Here is a 22,539-nt window from a genome sequence, read left to right as displayed (position 1 = left end):
TGTCGCTACATGGCAGACCAGTCTTCATTAAGCTTATATTTATTCACGAAAATTGACATATACGAATATAACTCGAATACAAATAGCGACTGGGAGCCTTAGTAGACGCAAATATGGAGATATCCTAACGTGACAGCGGCGCAATAGCAAGATTCACCCACGCTATTACGCCGCTGTTTTAGTAAAGTGTGGTGTTGAATTTATTCTAAACCTTCCATCTTACGCAATTCTTTACGTAGGATTTTACCTACGTTTGACTTTGGTAATTCATCAACAAACTGGATGCTACGCGGACGTTTATAGCCGGTCAGTTGTTTTTTGCCAAAATCGAGTAGCTCTTGCTCTGTCACTTCACCTTTTTTGACCACAAATAACTTTGGCTCTTCACCGCGGTTTTCGTTAGGAACACCGATCGCACCGCACTCCACCACTGCTGGATGCTCACTCATAGCCTCTTCGATCTCATTCGGATAGACATTAAAGCCAGAAACCAAAATCATATCTTTTTTGCGATCAACGATTTTAATAAAGCCTTTTTCATCCATGATACCGATATCACCAGTTTTGAGATAACCATTCGCAGTAAAGGTTTCAGCTGTTTCGTCTGGACGGTTTTGATACCCAATCATCACTTGCGGACCTTTGACACAAATCTCGCCACGGTCACCCAAAGCAACTTCTTTTTCATCATCATCAATCAGTATCACATCTGTGCTAGAGGCGGGAATACCAATCTTGCCAGTGAATTCAGCAATGGTCATTGGGTTAAAAGCAACCACTGGTGAGGTTTCAGACAGACCATAACCCTCAACGATAGGCAAGCCTGTGATTTTATGCCACTCTTTTGCCACGCTTGGTAGTACCGACATACCACCGCCGATAGAGGCTTTTAGATTAGAAAAATCTAAATCCGCAAAGCTGTCTTTGTGTACCAAGCCATTGAATAACGTATTTACCGCAGGGATAAATGATGGTTTATATTTGCCCATCTCTTTGATCAGACCATCAAGATCACGTGGGTTCGGGATAAGCAAACCCGCATAGCCTTGGTACATGCCATACATACCACAAACCATAAATGAGAACACATGATAGAGCGGTAACGCCGTCAAGATAACCTCATCGGCATCAGCATCATCGTCAAATGCACTGTTCATCAACGCACTGATCTGTAGCATGTTGGCCACTAAGTTACCATGCGACAGCATTGCCCCTTTAGCCACACCCGTAGTACCACCGGTATATTGCAGCAACGCCACGTCGCCTAAATTCAAATCAGGACGTTTGTACTTACTAGCAGAAACAGCATTCAAGGCATACTTGAAGCTCACACTCTCTGGCAAACTATAAGCAGGAATCATTTTTTTGATATGGCGTGCAACGAGGTTGACCACGGCTCCTTTGATCGTGCCTAACATATCGCCAATCTTACAAACGATGACGTGCTCGACCTGACCTTTATCTTCTGCTTCTTGATACGTTTTTGCGAAATTCTCTACGATAAATAAAGCTTTTGTGCCACTATCATGCAGCTGATGTGATAACTCGCGGCTCGTATATAAAGGGTTGACGTTGACCAACACCATACCTGCGCGGATGATACCCAATGCAACCACTGGATACTGCAGGAGATTGGGCATCATTACCCCAACCTTATCACCCTTAGCCAATCCTAGCGACTGTAAGTAACTGGCAATTTGACGACTAAATAAATCTAATTGCTTAAAGGTAATCGATGCACCCATACAGATATAAGCAGGCTTTTGGCCATAGCGGCTAAAATTACGCTCAAACACCTCCAATAAAGAAGTACTATCATCCGGCATGTCGATAGTAGCCGCAATACCATAGCGCTCATAAGTACCTAACCATGGACTATCACTCGGTATCATCGGCATAGTAGGAAATCCGCTGTCGTTATTATTGGTCGCAGCATTATCGTTTGTGGTCTTTTTATTAGTACTGTCGGTCATAACTTTCCCTAAATGTTGCCGTTAAAAACGTAGAATAATCTAATGGAAACACCATTATTTTTTGTGGTTGATCAATGACAGCAAAAACCTGTGGATAAGAAACGATGATAAGACAGTAGCATTCGTTATTCACAAGACTTGTAAATCAAAGTGCAGTGTTAGACCCATAATAAATGGTTTAACAGCTCAACAAGAATAAATCAACAATCACATATACAAGGTTGATTTTATAAGAAATATAGAGCGAAAATCATATCCTGTTGTCGTTAAATATAACAATACGCTGATGCGCACTATAGCAGTTTTGCCAAAAATTCTCTATCTATACTAAAGCCTACCCTCAACTCAAGCGATGACTATCTAACTAGTCTAACGATGGTTAGGCTAATAGTGGCTAAGCTAATGATAGCTAGGTTTCGCCAAACCGTATCGCATAGCTGATGAATATCTCGATATTGTCGGCGTCATTGTTTTATTTTGACTTTAACATCTATTATTTGATTATTGCTTTTGAAATAAAGACTCGCCCTAACGACATCTTAAAGACAAAATAGACGCAAAAAAATGACAAGATAGCATATACGCAATCTTATCATTTTTAGTAAAGACCTTACCCTGTATTACGATTAGTTATGAGCGTTTAGTCTGTATGAGCACTGAGTCTTTGTAAGCACTCATAACTAGCTTTCGAGTATTGAGTATTGAGTATTGAGTATTGAGTATTGAGTATCAATCAATTAGCCATGGTTCTTTTCTTCAAGCAATCTCAAATCTTTGCGTAGAATTTTACCCACGTTAGATTTTGGCAATTCGTCGATAAACTCAACATGACGAGGACGTTTGTAACCAGTTAGGTTTTCTTTACCATAAGCCAGTACTTCTTCAGCGGTCAGGCTAGGATCGTTGCGCACGACATAAATCTTAGGAGTCTCGCCGCTCTTTTCGTCACTGATACCAATGACACCGCACTCTAGAATTTTAGGGTGACCGGCCATGACTTCTTCGACTTCGTTAGGATAAACGTTGAAACCAGACACCAAAATCATATCTTTTTTGCGGTCAACGATCGTCACGTAGCCATTGTCAGCCATGATACCAATGTCGCCTGTACGGAAGAATCCGTCTGCTGTCATCACTTCGGCAGTGGCATCTTCACGATTCCAATAGCCTTTCATAACCTGTGGGCCACGAACACTAATCTCGCCGCGCTCACCAAGCTCAACTTCATTACCAGCATCATCTAAGATAGCAACATCAGTCGCTGGCATCGGTACACCAATGGTACCTGTGAAGGTTTTACTATTGCTAGGGTTAGAAGTCGCTACCGGTGCTGTTTCAGACAATCCATAACCTTGGATAATGATATTACCCGTTACTTGGCGCCATTTTTCAGCGGTTGGGCTCAGTACTGCCATGCCGCCACCCATCGATTGACGCAGCTTGCTATGATCCATCGCGATAAATTCTTCGTTATTGGCAAGCGCATTGAACAACGTGTTGACCGCTGGGAAGAATGCTGGTGGATTGGCTTTATATGCTTTTAATAAGCTATCAAGATCGCGTGGGTTTGGTACTAGTAGCACTACACAACCGCGATATAAACCAAACATACCGCACACAGTAAATGAGAAAATATGATACATCGGCAATGCCGTCATAATGACAGGCTGCTCACCTCTTTGATCGAAATCATCAAAAGCAGTGCCCAAAAAGGTATTGGACTGAATTAAATTTGCGACTAAGTTTTTGTGCGTTAGCATCGCGCCTTTTGCCACGCCTGTCGTACCACCGGTATATTGTAAAACGGCGATGTCATCGAGCGTGATATTGCTTGGGCGTTTATATTTACTCGCAGCGCTATGACTCAGCACACTTTTGAAGGTGATGCTATTGCTAATGCTATAGGCGGGCACCATTTTTTTCACATGGCGAACGACCGTATTGACCATGAATCCTTTGAGCGTACCCATCAAGTCGCCCATACCTGTAATCACGACTTTGTCGACTAGACTACGGCCGATGTCTTGATAGGTTTTGGCGAAGTTTTCGACCATAATCAGCACTTTGGCGTCTGAATCGGTCAGTTGATGCTCAAGCTCTCTGGTGGTATATAACGGGTTGACGTTAACTAAGGTAAAACCTGCGCGAAGTACCGCAATGACAGAAATTGGTAATTGCAAAATATTGGGCATCATGACCGCAACTTTGTCACCTTTGACCAGTCCTAACGACTGTAGATAGGCAGCCATCTGGCGACTGTATAAATCCACTTCTTTAAAGCTTAATGATGAACCCATGCAAATATAGGCAGTCTTATCACTATTCTCAGCAAAGCTTTTCTCAAAAACATCAATGAGTGAGGTGTCGTCAGCTGGCATTTCAATGTTGTAATCCAGCCCAAGCTCTTCATACGTTTTTAGCCAAACTTTATCGTCACGACGGGTAAAATTTACTTGATTTTCCATAATCTTTTTTCTCCTAGTAATAGTACATTACCGTCAGCGTATACTAATCACAGTGTGATAAACATACGAAATGCCAAGCCTTTGCTGACCATTACGGTGGCAAGCAAGGCTATGGCGTAATCGTACAGTGCTGAGCAAACAATATAGCGGTAAATAGCCCTTTGTTTATTAACATACACACTTTGTACAAACTACTCAATATAAAAGATTGCTGCTTGAGTTCGCAAACAAGCTTGACGGAAAATAAAACCTTTTACATCAAATACTTAATAATAAATACCAATGAGTTTTTAGCATTCTATTGTCGAACTTTTATCTATAGAAATCTTATGGTTTGTTACCCGTTCATTACTTTGTGCTGTCAAGGGCGCTAGCCAGTTCTGTTAAGGTTACAAAATGACGGCGAGTACCATCTTTAGCACTGCTCGGCTGACGGGTAATACTAATTGTCGCTAGCTTTACCTGTTCTGTAAAAGCCATCAAGCAAAAGATGTTAAAGAAACCTAATGAAGCGCGTCACGACCTGTCGTCTATTCTGACTTATACCTTTTTAATTCTGCCAATTTCCTTTACGATAGCACTATCCTATTTGTACGCTTGCACCAATTATCTATACCTATTAAAACTGATAAGTGAATCCTATTTTATGTCTGATGTTATTGATAATACGATTACCCCAATCATTCCCACTGAACCGATGGATACTCGCTCAGTCGCAGAGTTCACTGAGCAAGCCTATCTCAACTATGCCATGTACGTCATCATGGATCGGGCACTGCCCAATATCGCTGATGGTTTAAAACCTGTACAGCGCCGCATCGTCTATGCCATGAGCGAGTTGGGGCTAAAATCTACTGCCAAGGCCAAAAAATCGGCACGTACCGTCGGTGACGTCTTGGGTAAATACCATCCACATGGCGATAGTGCTTGTTATGAAGCTATGGTACTGATGGCGCAGCCGTTCAGCTATCGCTATCCGCTCATCACAGGTCAAGGTAACTGGGGTAGCCCTGATGATCCCAAATCCTTTGCGGCGATGCGTTATACCGAAGCCAAAATGTCTGCTTATGCCAATACGTTGCTAGCAGAACTTGGACAAGGCACAGTCGATTGGCAAGACAACTTTGACGGTACGATGCAAGAGCCAACCACCCTACCTGCCCGCCTGCCCAATATCCTATTGAACGGCACAACAGGTATTGCAGTCGGTATGGCAACGGATATCCCGCCACATAATCTCAATGAAGTAGTACGCGCTGCCATTCGTCTGCTCAAAAATCCTGAACTGTCGGTCAAGCAGCTTACCCAATCAATACCAGCACCTGATCTGCCAACACCTGCTGAAATCATCACCAGTAAAAAAGACTTGCAAGCGATGTACGAGTCTGGACGCGGCAGCTATAAAATGCGTGCGACATTCCATGTTGACCCTAAAGAGAAAAACCTCGTCATCATTGATGCGCTGCCTTACCAAGTTTCAGGCAACAAAATCCAAGAGCAAATCGCCAAGCTCATGACCGATAAGAAACTGCCTTGGATTACCGATATTCACGATGAGTCAGATCACGAAAATGCCTGCCGTATCGTGCTTGAGCTAAAATCAACCCGAGTCGATGTCGCTCGCGTCATGAGCCATCTGTTTGCTAGTACGGAGCTTGAGAGTAATTACCGCGTCAATATGAATATGATTGGCCTAAACGGTAAGCCACAGGTCAAAAACCTAAAAGAAATATTAGAAGAGTGGCTAGTCTGTCGCCGCTCAGTGGTCACGCGCCGCTTGCAATATCGTCTTGATAAAATTGATAAACGCTTGCACATCTTGGCAGGCTTGCTGATTGCTTATCTCAATATTGATGAAGTGATTCGCATCATTCGTGAAGAGGAAGATCCGAAAGCGACGTTAATGCAGGACTATGACCTAACGGACATCCAAGCCAATGCTATCTTGGATATTCGTCTGCGCCAATTGGCGAAGTTAGAAGAGATTGAACTGCGCCGTGAGCAAGATGAACTGGCTGCCGAACGTGCGATTATTCAAGAATATTTAGACAATCCAGACAGTCTGACCAATCTGATGATTGACGAGCTGACAGCCGATATGAAAGAACATGGTAATGAGCGCGTATCACCACTGGCAGAGCGCGAAGAAGCGCAAGCATTAAAAGAGTCAGACCTCGTACCTAGCGAGCCTATCACCGCTATCCTATCAAAAGCGGGCTGGATTCGTGCTGCCAAAGGCCATGATGTCGATGCTGCCGGTATGAGTTACCGCTCAGGTGATAGCTATCAAGCGCACGTGCGCGGTAAATCCAATGAAAGGATTTACGTGCTCGACAGCACTGGACGCAGCTATAGTATTGACGCGCATAATTTAGCGTCTGCGCGTGGTCAAGGTGACCCACTGACCAGTGTGTTAAAGCCACCAGCAGGTGCTAGCTTTGAGCAGCTATTAACGGGTGCTGACGATCAGCGCATCATCCTCGCCAGCTCGGCAGGTTATGGCTTTATCAATACCATTGGCAATCTCGATAGCAATCAAAAAGCGGGTAAAAATGTTATTAACCTAGCAACTGATAGTCGACTGCTCCCTGTTGCACGTATCGATGCGCCAGTAGATGCGACTGCCAATACTGACGGTGAGAATAGCAATACAAGTGTGGCACCTGACCACGTCGCCGTCACGACCAATGCAGGATACCTATTGATATTTGCCCTTGATGATTTGCCGGAACAGGCTCGCGGTAAAGGTAATAAGCTTATCAAGCTAAAGGACGGCGAAGAAGTACTTACTATCACGCCACTTAGTCAGCAAGATAGCCTTGTCATTACCGCAGGCAAACGCCATGTGACACTCAAGCCAAATGATTTGGCTAACTATACAGGTGTGCGTGGTAATCGTGGTGGGCAGTTGCCAAGAGGCTTTCAGAATGTGACGAGTGTTGAGGTTGGATAGTTTGACTATTTAAATTTTGGAAATCCTAGTTCGGAATCTGGCTGATAAAATTAAACAGCTCCTATCAAAAAGCCGTCTATACGCAATGTATAGACGGCTTTTTTGCGCCAATCAGAATAGAGGAGCTATCTAAGGCTTATTGGATTCGGTATCCGCAAAGATCGCTTTCAAAAAACTTGTAATCTGAGTACTTTTCATTAGATAAGGATTAAAGTCAGCACCTGCTGAGAAGCTTTTTAGGGTATATTCTTCGTCTTCTACACTAGATGTCAAATATTTTAATAAAAACCCCTCCCACCTACGTTTCTCTATTTCCTCAATCTCACTGAGGTGCGGTACTAGGTAAGAATACTCATTGATCAGTTTTGCCAATATTTCATTGATAAGAGGTCTTGGACCTTCGATATTTTGAATGAAGTAATTATCATTAACGACAAGCGCCGAGGTTACACCACTTTTTTCATTATTCCTTCGCCACTGCTCAAGCAGACGAGCCAACTCTATTCCATTATTACTGTCACTATTTTTGCCAATATACGTTAGGCTGAGAATAATATGCTCACCCTGTCTTTTTCTATTTTCTGAAGGTGGGCTGGTAGCGATATGCATAAGAAACCTTATTTATAAAAATTTATCTAAATCAAAAAATACTTTATAGACGGCTTTTTTATGCTAGCTAGAATAAGTAAATATTCTAGAAAACAAATACTACTCACTTAAAATTTATCGGCTTCAGCATCTTCAAATATCGCTTTTAAAAAGCTTTCAAACTGAGTACTTTTCATTAGATAAGGATTGAAGTCAAAACCTGCTGAGAAGCTTTTCAAAGCATATTCCTCATCTTCGACACTTTCCGTCAGGTGTTTGGTTACAAACCCATCCCATCGAAGCGCTTCTATCTCTTCCACCTTGACAACATTAGGGAGGATTTTGAAGTGCTCATCAATTATCTTCGCCAGAGCAGCATTAACAGCTGGTCTTGAGCCTTGAATGTTTTGAATAAAGTAACCGTCATTGATCACAAGCGCTGCAACTAACCCACTCTCTTCAAAGTATCTTCGCCACTGCTCAAGAGCACGAGTCAATTCTATACCTGTTTTCATTTCGATGTTTTTACCGATATACGTTAGGCTAATCAGAACATGCTCGCCATGTCTTTTTCTATTTTCTGAAGTTCGACTTGTCGTTATGTGCATAAGAAAATCCATTTATATAATAGTTATATAAATTAATATACACTCTATTATAAGGTGTAATCAATAAAACTATTGGTAATTGACCAGTTTCTTATCGTCTACACCTTAAAATGATACGACAAAAATAGGAATAGCCAAAAAGCCGCCTACACACATATATATAGACGGCTTTTTTAGTATAGCTATAATAAGTGACGGTCCTAAGAGACAAATACTTAAGAAATAAATATATAGGAAATAAATGCAACGAATTTAAAATTTATTAGATTCAGCATCTTCAAATACTGCCTTCAAAAAGCTTTCAATCTGAGTGCTTTTCATTAGATAGGGATTGTAGTCAAAACCTGCTGAGAAGCTTTTTAGAGCATACTCTTCATCTTCAATGCTTGATGTTAAATGTTTGACTAAAAACCCATTCCATTGAAGCGATTCTATTTCCTCTATATTAACGATATTAGGAAAAATGGTAGAGTGCTCATCAAGTATTTTTTCTAAAGCAGTATTGATAGCAGGCCTTGTCCCTTCAAAACTTTGAACGAAATAACCTTCACTAATAACTAAAGCTGAAACTATATTATTTTCTTCAAAATATCTGCGCCAATACTCAAGTGCGCGAGTCAGCTCAATTCCCGAATCTAGGTCGACATTTTTGGCGATATATGTCATATGGATAAGAATATGCTCGCCATGTCTTTTTCTATTTTCTGAAGGTTGGCTTGTCGTTATATGCATAAGAAAATCCATTTATAAAAAATTAATCCAAATTGATAGATACTTTAAAATTAAATACAATCAATAATATTTTTAGCTTCCAATGACTCTTGACAATCTATCATGACTTTTTTCTGTGATGACATGGTTCTGTGATGACATGAGATTTTAGTGAGATAATATACCAGCATCTATCAGAGTACAATTGTACTATAAAACTAGACACAACCAGTGCAATATCATTATTCTAATAACTATAATGTCTAATCTATATTTTCCTATAGCCCTGCCTCTATCCTAACATACGACTGACCCACACTCATGGATTGCGTCAGATGTTGCAAGTATCAGGCCAATCTTCGCCTATTCACTAAGCTAGCACATCTTATAGATAGATGGCTCTTAGCTTACTACCATGAAAAAGCCGCCTACACACTACATAGACGGCTTTTTACGCTGACTAAAGTGCCCAATTGACTAATACCGACCCATCTCAATTGTCGTCTCAGCAGTAATCATATCGCCCTGCCATGACTGTACGTCTACCGTATACAAATGATCTTTACCGCCTGAACAGGGTGGCTTGTATGCGCCGCGGATATCGCCCTGACGGCTACGGTATTCAGCCACCATCTCTACACCGACTGGCACTTCATAAGTGTGACCGAACACGCGTGGCACCTCGACACTGGTTTTACCTTCTGACAATGCGTAGCTGATAATTCCATGCCCGCCCTTTTGCATGCGTTTGTTACTCACGTCGTTGTAGACAAAGACTAAGCTATCAGCTCCATCAGGAATGTTTGAGACCTTCATACTCGGCGTGGCTGGACTTTTGCCACCGTAATCTAGGCATTGTTGGCCTTCAGGTATTTGATCAGCATTCCACGTCTTATCATTGAACGTGACATCCATCGCAAAGGTACTAGTAGACAAAGCGAGTGCACTTAAGGCGACCACTTTTTTTAAGGTGAAAACTTTCATAAGCATTCCTTTAGACAGTTGGTGTATTAGCGCAGACAAGCGATGTCATTCTTTGATCAATCATAAAACTTGTAAAAGGTAATTAATGATAACTTTATAATAGATAATTATTGTTAAGTTGGTTGTATCTTTTAAAGAGTTTTGTTAATCCTTTGAATTAAAAAGAAATAAGATTCAGAATAGTAGACTTATCTCAGCTCACCAAGCAAGATCATCTATGGGTACGTTACCTTATAGCTATGGTCTTCCTTCACGTGGTTATAGTAGTATTTAAACCACTGACCCCTGAATAAAAAACAATAGGATCATCATGTTTGTTGAAGATAAAACTGCCACAGAGATTATGGCTCAGAGCACACCCATACCTATGCCCAAAATCATATTTTTTGATATCGATGATACGCTCAGCCGCAACGGTATTATCGCTGAGCATAACCAAGCGACGTTGAAGCAGCTTGCTGAGACTGATATCAAGCTGGTGATATCAACAGGACGATCCAAAGCAATATTGCCAGATGACATCTTAGCGTTGCTAGAGTCAAATGTGTTGGATGCCATTATTTGTATGAATGGACAATATAGCTTCGACAATAGTGGCCGAATTAGCCATTACCCGCTGTCCGCAGAACAAACGGATAAAATTGCAAACCTGTGCCTAAAGGGTGACTTTATCCATAAATTTGATTCAGCGACTCATATCGCTTGGTCAGGTGAAAACGAGCGTTTGCGTGAGTTCAACGCTATCACGCCCAACTCTATCGTTGCCCCTGATTACTATAAATCAAACACGGTGTATCAATGTTCTGTTTTTTTTAATAGTCAAGAAGACAAAATGCAAGATATTGACTTTGCTCAATACGATTTAAAACTGGTACATTGGCATCATATTGGCGCCGATATATTGCCGATAGAAGCATCCAAAGCACGAGGTATTAAAGATGTGTGTAAATACTATGAAGTGGCTGCAAGCGAGTGCATGGCATTTGGTGATGGTATGAATGATCTAGAGATGTTTGATTTGGTCGGGTTTGCTGTAGCCATGGGAGATGCACAACCAGCGCTGATAGAACGTGCTGACTTTGTCACTGGAACGATTGAAGAATATGGAATACAGATAGTACTTGATCAGTTGAAAACAGCGTCATAAGAATGCTTTCTAGAACCATTAAAAAACCCTTGTCAGTATCTGACAAGGGTTTTTTGATGACGTTCTTTTGTGAAAGGCTTTTAGAATATTTACAACTTATCCGCTATCAAAACATAAATCCAGCTGCCAATTTTATAAAACCCTACAACGATAAGAATAAGCACTACTGCTGCTAGCACGTAAGCCAGCCAATTGGGTACGCCACTAAACCAGCCAATCGTAAATGTCAGACCCATATAGGTCTCAACTGGCCAATTCACCATAGGTGTCGGTGAGCCATAATTAAGCAATGTCATAAAGGCAATGATAACCAGCGTAGCGGTGACGACTCCAACACCTTGACGAATATTCATTTTATCCCTTCTACAAACCTAATCAAACGTTAAGGCATCGGTTAAGGCGTCAGTTAAGGCATTGTCAAGCCACCGTCAACAGCGATGGATTGCCCTGTGATGGCTGCACTCAAGTCAGACGCCATTAGCAGTACGGAATTGGCAAAGTCAGCTACTGAGGTCGCTTGACGTAATGGTGTAGTCGTTGCAATATAATCAAATACCTCTTCTGTGGTCAAGCTGCTCGCATCAGTCGTCTTTAAGAGTCCGCCTGCCAGCAGATTGACACGGATACCATACTGACCCAATTCAGATGCTAAGTTACGTGTCAGCCCGATTAGCGCTGATTTAGCAGTAGTATAGTCGTAATAAGTGACCACCGGATTGTAAATAAGGTTGGTTGAGATATTGATAATCTTACCCATTTTCTGCGCTTTCATCTGAGGTAATACCGCTTGCACTGTGTTGACTGCACCTTTGACGATGCCATCCATCTGCTGAGAGAAGTGCGCCCAATTCACGGTTTCGATACTCGTATAATCCGCACTAGGATTGAACTGGTAACTAGGCAAGGCATTATTGACCAATATATCAATTGCACCGAAATGCTCAATCACTGCCGCTGCCATTGCTTGCATTTGAATTGCGTCAGTCACATCCCCTTGATAAGCAAAAGCTTGCCCACCTGTGGCTCTAATATCAGCCACTACCGCTTCGGCAGCATCTTTACTGTTCAGGTAATTGACACATACATTGGCCCCTGCTGCTGCCATATGTTTGGCAATTTGTGCTCCGAGGCCGCGGCTAGCCCCTGTGACAATAGCAACCTTGTCTTTGAGAAGCATTGGAATCACTGCATCTGCTGAATGGCTCTGAGTCATATTTTACATCCTTATTATTATGGTATGGTTGAATCTATGCACGATAAAAAATAGTAGCAAGACACACTAAGCTCTTAATCATAGCATGATTATATACTGTCATTAGGCTGACCAAATCTAGTACCAAACCCTGTATCAAATCTCTATGATTGACGGAAAATCAGTGCTTCATCACAACGACTCACATCGATTGCCTTAATTGCCCTTTAAATCATTGAAACAAATAGCCATAATAGTGTAACTATCTATATTAAGTAGCATTTATCAATCGGTACTTTTCACTGATTGGCATCATTCTTTGTTTAGGAGAGATATTTTGACACGTTCATCAACCCATTTGTCATCGAGCATGTCGGCTCGTATTGGCCGTATAGTACCAAAAGCACTATTGACCATGGCGGTCGGATTCGTACTTGCCAGCTGTAGCAACTCTGATAATGCTGCGGCTGATGGTAGTGCGACTGCGAACAATGAGACGCTTAATTTATACAACTGGTCAGAATATATGCCGCAAGAAATTCTTGATGGTTTTGAAGAAGAGACTGGTATTTCGGTTAATTACACCACTTTTGATTCTAACGAAGCGATGTATGCCAAGCTGAAACTTCTCGATGATTCTAGCCAATATGATTTAGCAATTCCGTCGACCTATTATGTCGAAAAGATGGCAAAAGAAGGATTATTGCAAGAGTTAGATAAATCTAAATTGAGTAATTTTAAGAATCTAGATACCTCATTCACCAATACCAAAGTAGATCCTGAAAACAAATATTCTATTCCTTATATGTGGGGCAGTACAGGTCTAGCAATCAATGGTGACAGCGTCGACCCTGCAACCGTCAATAGCTGGAATGACTTATGGAATCCCAAATACAAAGGGCAGGTCATGCTTACCAATGACCTACGTGAAGTATTTGGCATGGCGCTACTCACGCTTGGCTTCTCAGGTAATAGCACCAATCCTGATGAAATCGAAGCAGCTTACAACAAACTCACCACCTTGATGCCCAATGTCAAAACCTTTAATTCAGATGCCACTCGCATGCCTTACATTGAAGGTGAGACCTCACTTGGTATGACATGGAATGGTGAGGCGGTCATGGCTAATGATGAAGGTTTGACCAGCTTGGTTTATAAGTATCCAACGGAGGGGGCTATCCTGTGGATGGACAACTTTGTTATTCCCAAAAATGCCAAACAGGTTGATGCTGCACACAAATTTATTGATTACTTACTACGTCCTGAAAATGCCAAAATCGTTAGTGAAGAAATTGGTTATGCCTCACCAAACATAGCAGCACGCGAGTTAATGGACGAAGAGGTACGTAACAATCCAACAATTTACCCTTCAAAAGAAGTACTAGCAAAAGCTGAGTTCCAAGAAGATGTCGGTGATGAAGCGTTGCAAGTGTATCAGCAGTATTGGGATAAACTAAAAACTGGTCGTTAATACCAAAGCAATTAACTACCGCTTTAAAGAAAATAAGCCTCCATAAATAAAAACGCTGACTTTAGGTAGTCAGCGTTTTTTTACTATACGTCCAAACCGCCTTCACCGCCCTGCTCTTTCATTCTGCGCTGCTCACGGCGTTGATAGCCAAGCCCAGATGCCGCATACCATTGTGGCTTGGTCGTTTGTAGCAATTCGCTTAGCTGCTGTAGTTGGGTCTGTAAAGTTTGGGTCAGCCAAAAATATCCTTGCCATTCAAACGCCAGATGCTGGACACTTGGATATTCTGAAACGGCAATACGAGTAATGGGCCTGAACACCTCATCACTCGGACTACGCAATACCGCTGCTATATGCTGCATGGCTTGCGTCAGCTCGCTTTGATAATGTATCAATAAGATATGATTGTCATCATCGATTTCAATGTTTGCTAAACGTGGTGCGGCACTTAGTAGTAAGTCAATGGTGCCGATGATATTACGGTGAGTACGTTGGATAGTCTCCAGCGTTGTCTTGTTAATACCTGACTCACTGGCAGTCGCCGCAATATGTGGGCGAACGGCTAGCAGACGCTTATTAATCTGTTGTAACGCGGTGACCAATGTCTTATTTACAGGTACACCGTTATCAGGAAAGACAACTGAGTTGAGCTTTGTATTCACGCTGACTGGCGTGTCTTCAGTCATATCATCAGTCGCGTCAATATGCTTGCCCACACCAGCATACAAGTTGCTACAAGCATCAAGGTTGCTGCTCAGTAGAAATCGCCACATCAATGTCGATTTCAGTGGCAAGATGAGCGTGACAGCGACAGAAACAGCCGTACCTAACAAAATATTCAACGCACGATAAATCCCATCTTGGCTCATATCACCTTGACCCAAATTCGAGACAATCATTAACATTGTAATACCAGTCAATAATCCAGTATAACCCAGCTTTCTAACGGCTAAATAGCCAATAACACCACTGACTAAACCAATGAGCGTGTAATAAACCCATATCCAAGCAGTCACATTATCGTTAAACCACAGAATACTAAAAGCCGCAACAATACCGAATATGGTACCAAGTATGCGCTCTTTGGCCTTGGTATAAATAGCACCTTGATACTGCAATAAACCCAAAATGATGAATACGGTGATGGTTGTCCATTCACCATGTGGAAAACCAGTAAGGACATTGACTAGCAAGGCTAATATTACAGCCACACCTAAGCGTATGGCATGCAAAATATCCGCATATTGATAACGAACATAAGGCTCAACAAACGGAGCAGACACACGCTGCCAGAGGATTGATTTCACGCAAGGTTACTCTTTTTAGTTGATAGGCAGGATGAATAATGAAAACCATAGTTTCCTAACGAACATGCTAGCAGCCGCGACTCTATTTACAAAGTAATAATCAAAAAAAACGCCTCTTGCCTATCGAAAGACAAAAGACGTTTACGTTCAGAATCTACTAACAACTAACTGCACTTAGATAAAGTCAGTTAAGGTGTGTCCTCATTTCAAAAATGGAGATAAAAATGAGATAAATTGCCGTCAAACGAGAAAAATAGTGTAGATAATATCGAGATATTAACAAGCTATTTGACGCTATTTGGCAAAATTTAGCCATTTTTAGACCAGCTAGATAACTATCGCTTGAATTGAGGACATGCCCTAGACTTCCAAGAAATCCAATATACCTTCAGCAGCCTCACGACCTTCCCAAATAGCAGTCACGACTAGGTCAGAACCGCGTACCATATCGCCACCCGCAAATATTTTAGGATTGTTGGTCTGGAACTTAAAGGTTTGCTTTTCTGCTGCCAATACTCGACCTGAGCTGTCCATTGAGACTTGCTGCGTTTCAAACCAATCAGCAGGGCTAGGACGGAAGCCGAATGCCATAATAACCGCATCACAAGGGATGATTTCTTCTGAATTAGGAATCGGCTCAGGACGTTGACGACCACGGTTGTCTGGTGCCCCTAGATGCGTAGTGACAACCTTTACTCCGTTGACCTTACCGTTCAAGCCGATAATTTCAGTTGGCTGACGGTTAAATAAGAACTCAACGCCTTCTTCGCGAGCATTGACCACTTCACGGCGCGAGCCTGGCATGTTTTCTTCATCACGGCGATACGCACAAACCACTTTTTCAGCACCTTGACGAATACTAGTACGGTTACAGTCCATCGCTGTATCTCCACCGCCTAGCACGACCACTTTTTTGCCTTTGAAATCGATATACTCTTCAGAGTTCTTTTCCCAATCATTACAGCGATTCACATTGGCAATCAGGTAATCTAGCGCATCATATACGCCTTCTAGCTCTTCACCAGCAAAACCGCCACGCATATAAGTATAAGTACCCATACCCATAAACACGGCATCGTACTCGCTTAATAGCTCATCAATGCTGATATCAGTACCGATTTCTGTCTCAAGACGGAACTCCATCCCCATGCCTTCAAAGATGACACGGCGATTGCGCATGACATCTTTTTCCATTTTAAATTCTGGAATACCAAAGGTAAGCAAGCCACCAATTTCAGGACGCTTATCGAACACAACTGGCCGCACACCGTTTCTTACTAAGATATCTGCACAACCCAGACCTGCTGGCCCTGCACCAATGATCGCGACTTTTTTGTCTGTCCAAACCACATCAGACATATCTGGACGCCAGCCAAGGGCAAACGCTGTGTCATTGATGTATTTTTCTACATTACCAATCGTCACAGCCCCAAAGCCATCGTTCAATGTGCAGGCACCTTCACACAGGCGATCCTGTGGACAGACACGTCCACATACTTCAGGCAATGTGTTGGTACGGTGACACAATTCAGCAGCTTGAAATATCTGCCCTTCTGTCGCCAGTTTCAGCCAGTTAGGGATGTAATTATGTACTGGGCATTTCCATTCACAGTACGGGTTTCCGCACTCAAGACAACGATGTGACTGCTGTGCCACAGCCTCATTTTCAAATGGTTTATAGATTTCGACAAATTCTGTCGAACGGGTTGCGATGTCTTTTTTAGTTGGCTCAAGACGTGGTACATCTAAAAACTGAAAACTATTTTCTAAGCGTTTTGCCATGATGCTATCTCTCTATAGTGGCCGGTGACAGCCTTTGATGACTGATTCATTTAACATATAAGACATGAATATCATTGCTGTCACGTACCTGCTTAAAACTTGTGAGTTAAAACGTATCTTAAAATATATCGGCTATCGCACTATTGCGGATCCGCCATTGTCGTTTTAAGAAGGCTCGCAATGTTCGCCGCTTTTGGTTTCACCAAGTAAAACTTACGAACGTAGTGTTCAAAGTCATCTAATATCGTCTGACCCCATGCACTGCCTGTTTTATCTACATGCGTTTCAATCACTTGTTGCAAGTGAATGCGATGTTGCTCAGTTTGCTCACTTGAAATACGGTTAAGATCGATCAGCTCATGGTTGCAGCGATCAAAGAAATCGCCATCCATATCTAGCACATAAGCGAAACCGCCCGTCATACCTGCCCCAAAGTTGAGACCTGTACGTCCAAGAATAGTGACGATACCACCTGTCATATATTCACAGCAATGATCGCCAGTACCTTCGATGACAGCATGCGCGCCAGAGTTACGAACACCAAAGCGCTCGCCAGCTGTACCCGCAGCATACAACTTACCGCCAGTTGCACCATATAGACAGGTGTTACCAATGATGGCTGTGTCTTGCGCTGTAAAGACTGAGTCTTTCGGTGGATAAATGACAATCTCACCGCCTGCCATGCCTTTACCGACATAGTCATTGGCATCACCTTCAAGCTCAATATTTAAACCACCTGCATTCCAAACACCCAAACTCTGCCCTGCAGTACCGGTTAGATGCAATCTTACTGGCATATCACTCATGCCAAGATTACCCCATACCTGTGCAATTTCACCAGAAATACGGGCGCCGATAGAGCGATCACAGTTACCAACATAGTAACTGTAATCACCGCCTATTCCTTGGCGAATATTGAGCAGCATATCGCTAACCATTCTTTCAGCTAATAACCCTTTATCAAATGGCTCATTTCGCTCCACTTGACAGGTTTGTGCTTTGCCAGCGCTTGCTGGATGACTAAACAATAACGGTGTTAAATCAAGATGGCGCTGCTTGTCAGTGTTGCCTTCTAGCACTTCAAGTAAGTCAGTACGCCCGACCAGCTCTTCCATACTACTAACACCAAGTGCCGCTAGCCACTCTCGAGTTTCAGTCGCCACAAACTTAAAGAAGTTAATCAACATCTCAGCTTCGCCAATGAAATGCTCATCGCGTAACTTGGCTTTTTGAGTAGCAACGCCTGTTGGGCAGTTATTCAAATGACAGATACGTAGATATTTACAACCAACCGCAATCATCGGCGTAGTACCAAAGCCGAAGCTTTCTGCACCAAGAATGGCTGCTTTGACCACATCAAGACCTGTCTTTAGACCACCATCAGTTTGCACACGTACTTTATCTCGTAGCCCATTGACCCGTAGCGACTGATGAGTCTCTGCCAGACCTAGCTCCCATGGTGAGCCTGCATGATGGATAGAAGACAGCGGAGAGGCTGCTGTGCCGCCATCATAGCCTGAGATAGTGATTAGGTCAGCATAGGCTTTTGCCACGCCTGTAGCGATAGTACCAACGCCTGGACGTGATACCAGCTTAACCGATACCAAGGCATCAGGATTGACTTGTTTTAAGTCGAAAATCAGCTGTGCCAAATCTTCAATAGAGTAGATATCATGATGCGGCGGCGGTGAAATCAATGTGACACCAGGCACTGAATAACGCAAGCGTGCAATCAGAGCATTGACCTTACCACCAGGTAGCTGACCACCCTCGCCCGGCTTAGCACCCTGAGCGACTTTAATCTGCATAACTTCTGCTGAGCGTAGATACGCAGGTGTTACCCCAAAACGACCAGAGGCAATTTGCTTGATCTTCGAGTTACGTAACGTACCGTAACGTACTGGGTCTTCACCGCCCTCACCAGAGTTTGAACGACCACCGATGGTGTTCATCGCCATGGCAATTGATTCATGTGCTTCAGGTGACAATGCCCCTAGTGACATGCCAGCAGAGTCAAAACGTGTCAAGATTTTGGAGATATCTTCGACATCATTTACATCGATAGAGTTGTCAGTTTTTAACTTTAACAAATCACGTAAAGTGGCGACTGGACGGCTATTGACCAGATCCGCATAGCGGCGGTAGTTTTCATAGTCACCAGTACGTACCGCCGTATGTAGACTATTGATCACGTCTGGGTTAAAGGCATGGTACTCTTTATTAAAGACAAACTTGAGCAAACCACCTTGATCGAGCGGTGCACGACGCTTGAATGCATTGGCTGCTAATTGCGCTTGATCTGCGGCCAAATCAGCAAAGGTAGCGCCTTTAATACGGCTTTGCACACCTTTGAAACACAAGCTAACCACTTCTTCAGAGAGGCCAACTGCTTCAAATAACTGAGCAGCACGATACGAGACAATGGTAGAGATACCCATTTTTGATAAGATTTTTAGCAGTCCTTTATCCAAGCCTTTACGGAAATTAACCCGCGCCTGAATTGGATCACCGAGCAGCTCACCAGTTGCCACCAAGTCATCAATGACATCGTAAGCTAAGTACGGATACACGCAGGTCGCGCCAAAGCCGATTAATACCGCTACTTGATGCGAATCACGAGCTAAGCCCGTCTCAATGATTAAGTTAGCATCGGTACGGATACCTTGACCAATGAGATAATGATGCACTGCACCAGTCACCATAATGGCATTAGCCGGCACTTTATCTACAGCAATATCTTTGTCAGACAACACGATTAAAGTGTTACCGGCACGAATAGTAGTCGCTACTTGCTCACAAATAGCGGTGATGGCTTCTGATAACTCTAGAGTACTATCGTAGTTCAAATCAATACGAGCCATCTTGAACGCTGGATCATCCAAGGTTTCGAGCTGCTGCATTTTACTAGCTGACAATACTGGCGATGATAAGATAATACGATGAGCATCTCGCGCTGATGGCGCAAACACATTGGTCTCAGCACCCAAGCAAGTCTGTAGCGACATGACAATGGATTCACGTAATGGATCAATCGGTGGATTGGTCACCTGCGCGAACTGCTGACGGAAGAAATCACCTACATGACGAATTTGCTGTGACAGCACTGCCATTGGCGTATCATCACCCATCGAACCCACAGGCTCTTGACCGTTTTCGGCATTAGGGCGAATGATTTCGGTGCGCTCTTCATTGGTAATGTGATACATTTTTTGCAATGTTTTTAGCTGATCACCGCGACATGATTGCGCTGCTAGCTCTTCTTCTAGGCGCTCGTCATCACGGATACGGGTCGCTTCTTCACGTAACCACTTACGATATGGATGCGCTTTTTTGAGCAAGGTAGCAATGGCTTTAGTATCTAAAATCTGACCCGTTAGCGTATCAATGACCAACATCTGACCTGGACCAACACGACCTTTTGCCAACACATCCTTAGGATCATAATCCCAAACGCCAACTTCAGAGGCGACAGTGATATAGCCATTCTTAGTCGTTACCCAACGTGATGGGCGTAGGCCGTTTCTGTCAAGCATACAGACAGCATAACGTCCATCTTGAATGACTAGACCAGCAGGGCCATCCCACGCTTCCATGTGCTGCGAATAGAACTCATAAAATGCGCGCAAGTCCATATCCATGCTATCGACGTTCTGCCATGCTGGCGGTACGAGTATCGACATCGCATGGAACAAGTTCATGCCACCTGACATCAGTACTTCAAGCATGTTATCTAAGCTTGATGAGTCAGAACCACTGCTGTTTACCAATGGTGTCAATTCATTCAAGTTAGGCAGCTTGTCTGATTTTAACTTTGGTGTACGAGCTTCAGACCAGTTACGGTTACCCGTGATGGTATTCAACTCACCATTGTGAGCAAGATAACGGAATGGTTGTGCCAATGGCCAGCGTGGCAGCGTATTGGTCGAGAAACGCTGATGAAACACCACAATATGTGACGCCAAACGTGCATCTTGCAAATCTAAGAAGAACGCTGGCAAGTCTGATGGCATCACCAAACCTTTATAAATAATAGTCTGACAGTTCAATGAACAAACATAGAATAGCTCATCATCAATCAACTGCTGTTCTGCTTTTTTACGTGCCACAAACAGCTTACGGTTAAAGTCATCCGCAGCCAAATCATCAGGAGCATTGACGAATACCTGCTTGAAATCCGGTAGCGTCTCACGGCCAATCTCACCCACAATACTAAGGTCAAGCGGCACATCGCGCCAGCCAGCAACCTCTAAACCTTGGGCTGCAATCTCATCACTTAGCACTTGTTGGCTATGCTTGGCTTTGGCCTCATCTAAATTGACGAATACCATACCAACGGCAAAGTTTTCAGTAATGGCTAATTGTTGCTCAGCAGCAATCTTTTCAAAAAAATCAACAGGCGTGGCTAGTAGTAAACCACAGCCATCACCAGTTCTACCATCAGCAGCAACACCGCCACGGTGAGTCATACAGCTTAAACTATGAATAGCTGTTTTTACCAAATCATGACTGGCTTGCCCTTCAATATGAGCAATCAAACCAAAACCACAGTTATCAGAAAAGTCATCTGGTGTAGCCAGGTGAGTTTGCGAGGAGATCATTGACATAGCTGGTCCTTTTGAGTAAACGGGTCGCCTATATATCCAATGCGGCACATAAGCTGATCCCCGTAAGCAGAACGGGCTGATAATTAATATTCGTATATCGGATTCAATAAATGATGCAACGCTCATAGACATCATGCTCTAAGAGTAAGGTAAAACCTTCAACTCTTTTAATTTTAGCAGATGTCTCAATAAATAATTAGCGTCTTAATAGATAGTAAGTAATTGCCCTTGGCACGGGAGAAAGCACTGCCCTGTATACCAATTACTTAGTTACCAATAACGTAATATCGTTATATTGAGTATCGCTCGTTATTAAACACTGTACAGCACTTGAAGCCAATTAGCTGAACAGTTAATAACAATGCATTTGATTAATCTTGAATATCTGACGCTCTGTATTCAAGCGCGTTATCAACCTTAATAAAGGGAGATAATAAGAGAGGTTGCTCCACTTGCGGTCACTTGAATGTGGATAACAAGTAGCAGCGCTTGAGCCAAAATAATTAGTAACCTATTTTATAAATAGTGGGATTTTACTAATTGACTGTTAAATAAGTAGTTTTACGATAACTATACAGAACGTCGCCCACAGTTATATTAGTTAATGATGACTAAAAAATCTAGTCTTTTCTACGGATTCATCAACCATATTTTGTAAGAGAACTTATTACTATTGGTTATAAGACAACTAAAAACTGTATGCAAAACTTAATGTGAAGTAGCTATTACCATGTTTGGCTGAAATAATTGATTT

The 22,539-nt window shown here is 42.7% G+C and carries 14 protein-coding genes; 3 read left to right on the top strand and 11 right to left on the bottom strand.

Translation table 11 applies throughout. The features are described from left to right. Positions 1 to 200: 200 nt before the first annotated feature. Complete coding sequence (locus IPZ60_RS12750) at positions 201 to 1,973, bottom strand: AMP-binding protein (protein ID WP_194198123.1); 1,773 nt, start codon at positions 1,971 to 1,973, stop codon at positions 201 to 203. 737 nt (positions 1,974 to 2,710) lie between these two features. Beyond that, positions 2,711 to 4,438, bottom strand: a complete 1,728-nt coding sequence (locus IPZ60_RS12745) for an AMP-binding protein (protein WP_194198122.1) — start codon at positions 4,436 to 4,438, stop codon at positions 2,711 to 2,713. A 646-nt stretch (positions 4,439 to 5,084) separates the two neighbouring features. On the opposite strand from IPZ60_RS12745, the gene parC reads away from it, so the two are divergent. Next, on the top strand, positions 5,085 to 7,391 hold the full coding sequence (parC, locus tag IPZ60_RS12740; RefSeq protein ID WP_194198121.1) for a DNA topoisomerase IV subunit A: 2,307 nt from the start codon (positions 5,085 to 5,087) through the stop codon (positions 7,389 to 7,391). Between the two features lie 129 nt (positions 7,392 to 7,520). Here the strand turns inward: parC and IPZ60_RS12735 are convergent, their stop codons facing one another. From IPZ60_RS12735 to IPZ60_RS12720, 4 genes are all read right to left on the bottom strand, one after another. Beyond that, positions 7,521 to 8,000, bottom strand: coding sequence for a BLUF domain-containing protein (locus tag IPZ60_RS12735; protein WP_194198120.1), 480 nt, complete (start codon positions 7,998 to 8,000; stop codon positions 7,521 to 7,523). 107 nt (positions 8,001 to 8,107) lie between these two features. Continuing rightward, complete coding sequence (locus IPZ60_RS12730) at positions 8,108 to 8,587, bottom strand: BLUF domain-containing protein (protein ID WP_194198119.1); 480 nt, start codon at positions 8,585 to 8,587, stop codon at positions 8,108 to 8,110. Positions 8,588 to 8,839: 252 nt separating this feature from the next. Beyond that, positions 8,840 to 9,319: a BLUF domain-containing protein gene (locus tag IPZ60_RS12725; protein ID WP_194198118.1), complete on the bottom strand. Its 480-nt coding sequence runs from the start codon at positions 9,317 to 9,319 to the stop codon at positions 8,840 to 8,842. Between the two features lie 456 nt (positions 9,320 to 9,775). Beyond that, a complete protein-coding gene (locus IPZ60_RS12720) occupies positions 9,776 to 10,282 on the bottom strand; it encodes a hypothetical protein (protein ID WP_194198117.1) in 507 nt (168 codons plus the stop codon). A gap of 310 nt (positions 10,283 to 10,592) precedes the next feature. Between IPZ60_RS12720 and IPZ60_RS12715 the strand changes: the two genes are divergently transcribed. Further along, positions 10,593 to 11,429, top strand: coding sequence for an HAD family hydrolase (locus IPZ60_RS12715; protein WP_194198116.1), 837 nt, complete (start codon positions 10,593 to 10,595; stop codon positions 11,427 to 11,429). Between the two features lie 89 nt (positions 11,430 to 11,518). Here the strand turns inward: IPZ60_RS12715 and IPZ60_RS12710 are convergent, their stop codons facing one another. Both IPZ60_RS12710 and IPZ60_RS12705 read right to left on the bottom strand, forming a co-directional pair. Further along, entirely contained in the window at positions 11,519 to 11,782 is a 264-nt protein-coding gene (locus IPZ60_RS12710) for a hypothetical protein (protein WP_194198115.1), read from the bottom strand. A 53-nt stretch (positions 11,783 to 11,835) separates the two neighbouring features. Continuing rightward, positions 11,836 to 12,642 (bottom strand): 3-oxoacyl-ACP reductase, encoded by an 807-nt coding sequence (locus IPZ60_RS12705; RefSeq protein ID WP_227669361.1) that lies wholly within the window; start codon positions 12,640 to 12,642, stop codon positions 11,836 to 11,838. Between the two features lie 316 nt (positions 12,643 to 12,958). Here IPZ60_RS12705 and IPZ60_RS12700 point away from each other — a divergent pair, with 316 nt between their 5' ends. After that, positions 12,959 to 14,092 carry a PotD/PotF family extracellular solute-binding protein gene (locus IPZ60_RS12700; protein ID WP_265087466.1) on the top strand — a complete coding sequence of 378 codons (1,134 nt, stop codon included), beginning with the start codon at positions 12,959 to 12,961 and terminating at the stop codon, positions 14,090 to 14,092. 83 nt (positions 14,093 to 14,175) lie between these two features. Here the strand turns inward: IPZ60_RS12700 and IPZ60_RS12695 are convergent, their stop codons facing one another. The 3 genes from IPZ60_RS12695 to gltB all read right to left on the bottom strand — a co-directional run bounded on the left by IPZ60_RS12695 (position 14,176) and on the right by gltB (position 21,785). Then, positions 14,176 to 15,399 (bottom strand): FUSC family protein, encoded by a 1,224-nt coding sequence (locus IPZ60_RS12695; protein ID WP_194198114.1) that lies wholly within the window; start codon positions 15,397 to 15,399, stop codon positions 14,176 to 14,178. A gap of 360 nt (positions 15,400 to 15,759) precedes the next feature. After that, positions 15,760 to 17,181, bottom strand: a complete 1,422-nt coding sequence (locus tag IPZ60_RS12690) for a glutamate synthase subunit beta (protein ID WP_194198113.1) — start codon at positions 17,179 to 17,181, stop codon at positions 15,760 to 15,762. 140 nt (positions 17,182 to 17,321) lie between these two features. Beyond that, positions 17,322 to 21,785, bottom strand: a complete 4,464-nt coding sequence (gltB, locus tag IPZ60_RS12685) for a glutamate synthase large subunit (protein WP_194198112.1) — start codon at positions 21,783 to 21,785, stop codon at positions 17,322 to 17,324. Between the last annotated feature and the right edge of the window lie 754 nt (positions 21,786 to 22,539).

The organism is Psychrobacter sp. NG25 (genome assembly GCF_015234355.1).
Classification (GTDB): Bacteria; Pseudomonadota; Gammaproteobacteria; order Pseudomonadales; family Moraxellaceae; genus Psychrobacter.
This window is presented reverse-complemented; position numbering and strand designations above follow the sequence as displayed.

Bases quoted from the DNA above. Each gene is read 5' to 3' on its own strand.
- IPZ60_RS12715 (WP_194198116.1), top strand. From the start codon at position 10,593: ATGTTTGTTGAAGATAAAACTGCCACAGAGATTATGGCTCAGAGCACA.
- IPZ60_RS12705 (WP_227669361.1), bottom strand. From the start codon at position 12,642: ATGACTCAGAGCCATTCAGCAGATGCAGTGATTCCAATGCTTCTCAAA.
- IPZ60_RS12710 (WP_194198115.1), bottom strand. From the start codon at position 11,782: ATGAATATTCGTCAAGGTGTTGGAGTCGTCACCGCTACGCTGGTTATC.
- IPZ60_RS12750 (WP_194198123.1), bottom strand. From the start codon at position 1,973: ATGACCGACAGTACTAATAAAAAGACCACAAACGATAATGCTGCGACC.
- IPZ60_RS12720 (WP_194198117.1), bottom strand. From the start codon at position 10,282: ATGAAAGTTTTCACCTTAAAAAAAGTGGTCGCCTTAAGTGCACTCGCT.
- IPZ60_RS12745 (WP_194198122.1), bottom strand. From the start codon at position 4,438: ATGGAAAATCAAGTAAATTTTACCCGTCGTGACGATAAAGTTTGGCTA.
- IPZ60_RS12730 (WP_194198119.1), bottom strand. From the start codon at position 8,587: ATGCACATAACGACAAGTCGAACTTCAGAAAATAGAAAAAGACATGGC.
- gltB (WP_194198112.1), bottom strand. From the start codon at position 21,785: ATGTCAATGATCTCCTCGCAAACTCACCTGGCTACACCAGATGACTTT.
- IPZ60_RS12725 (WP_194198118.1), bottom strand. From the start codon at position 9,319: ATGCATATAACGACAAGCCAACCTTCAGAAAATAGAAAAAGACATGGC.
- parC (WP_194198121.1), top strand. From the start codon at position 5,085: ATGTCTGATGTTATTGATAATACGATTACCCCAATCATTCCCACTGAA.
- IPZ60_RS12690 (WP_194198113.1), bottom strand. From the start codon at position 17,181: ATGGCAAAACGCTTAGAAAATAGTTTTCAGTTTTTAGATGTACCACGT.
- IPZ60_RS12735 (WP_194198120.1), bottom strand. From the start codon at position 8,000: ATGCATATCGCTACCAGCCCACCTTCAGAAAATAGAAAAAGACAGGGT.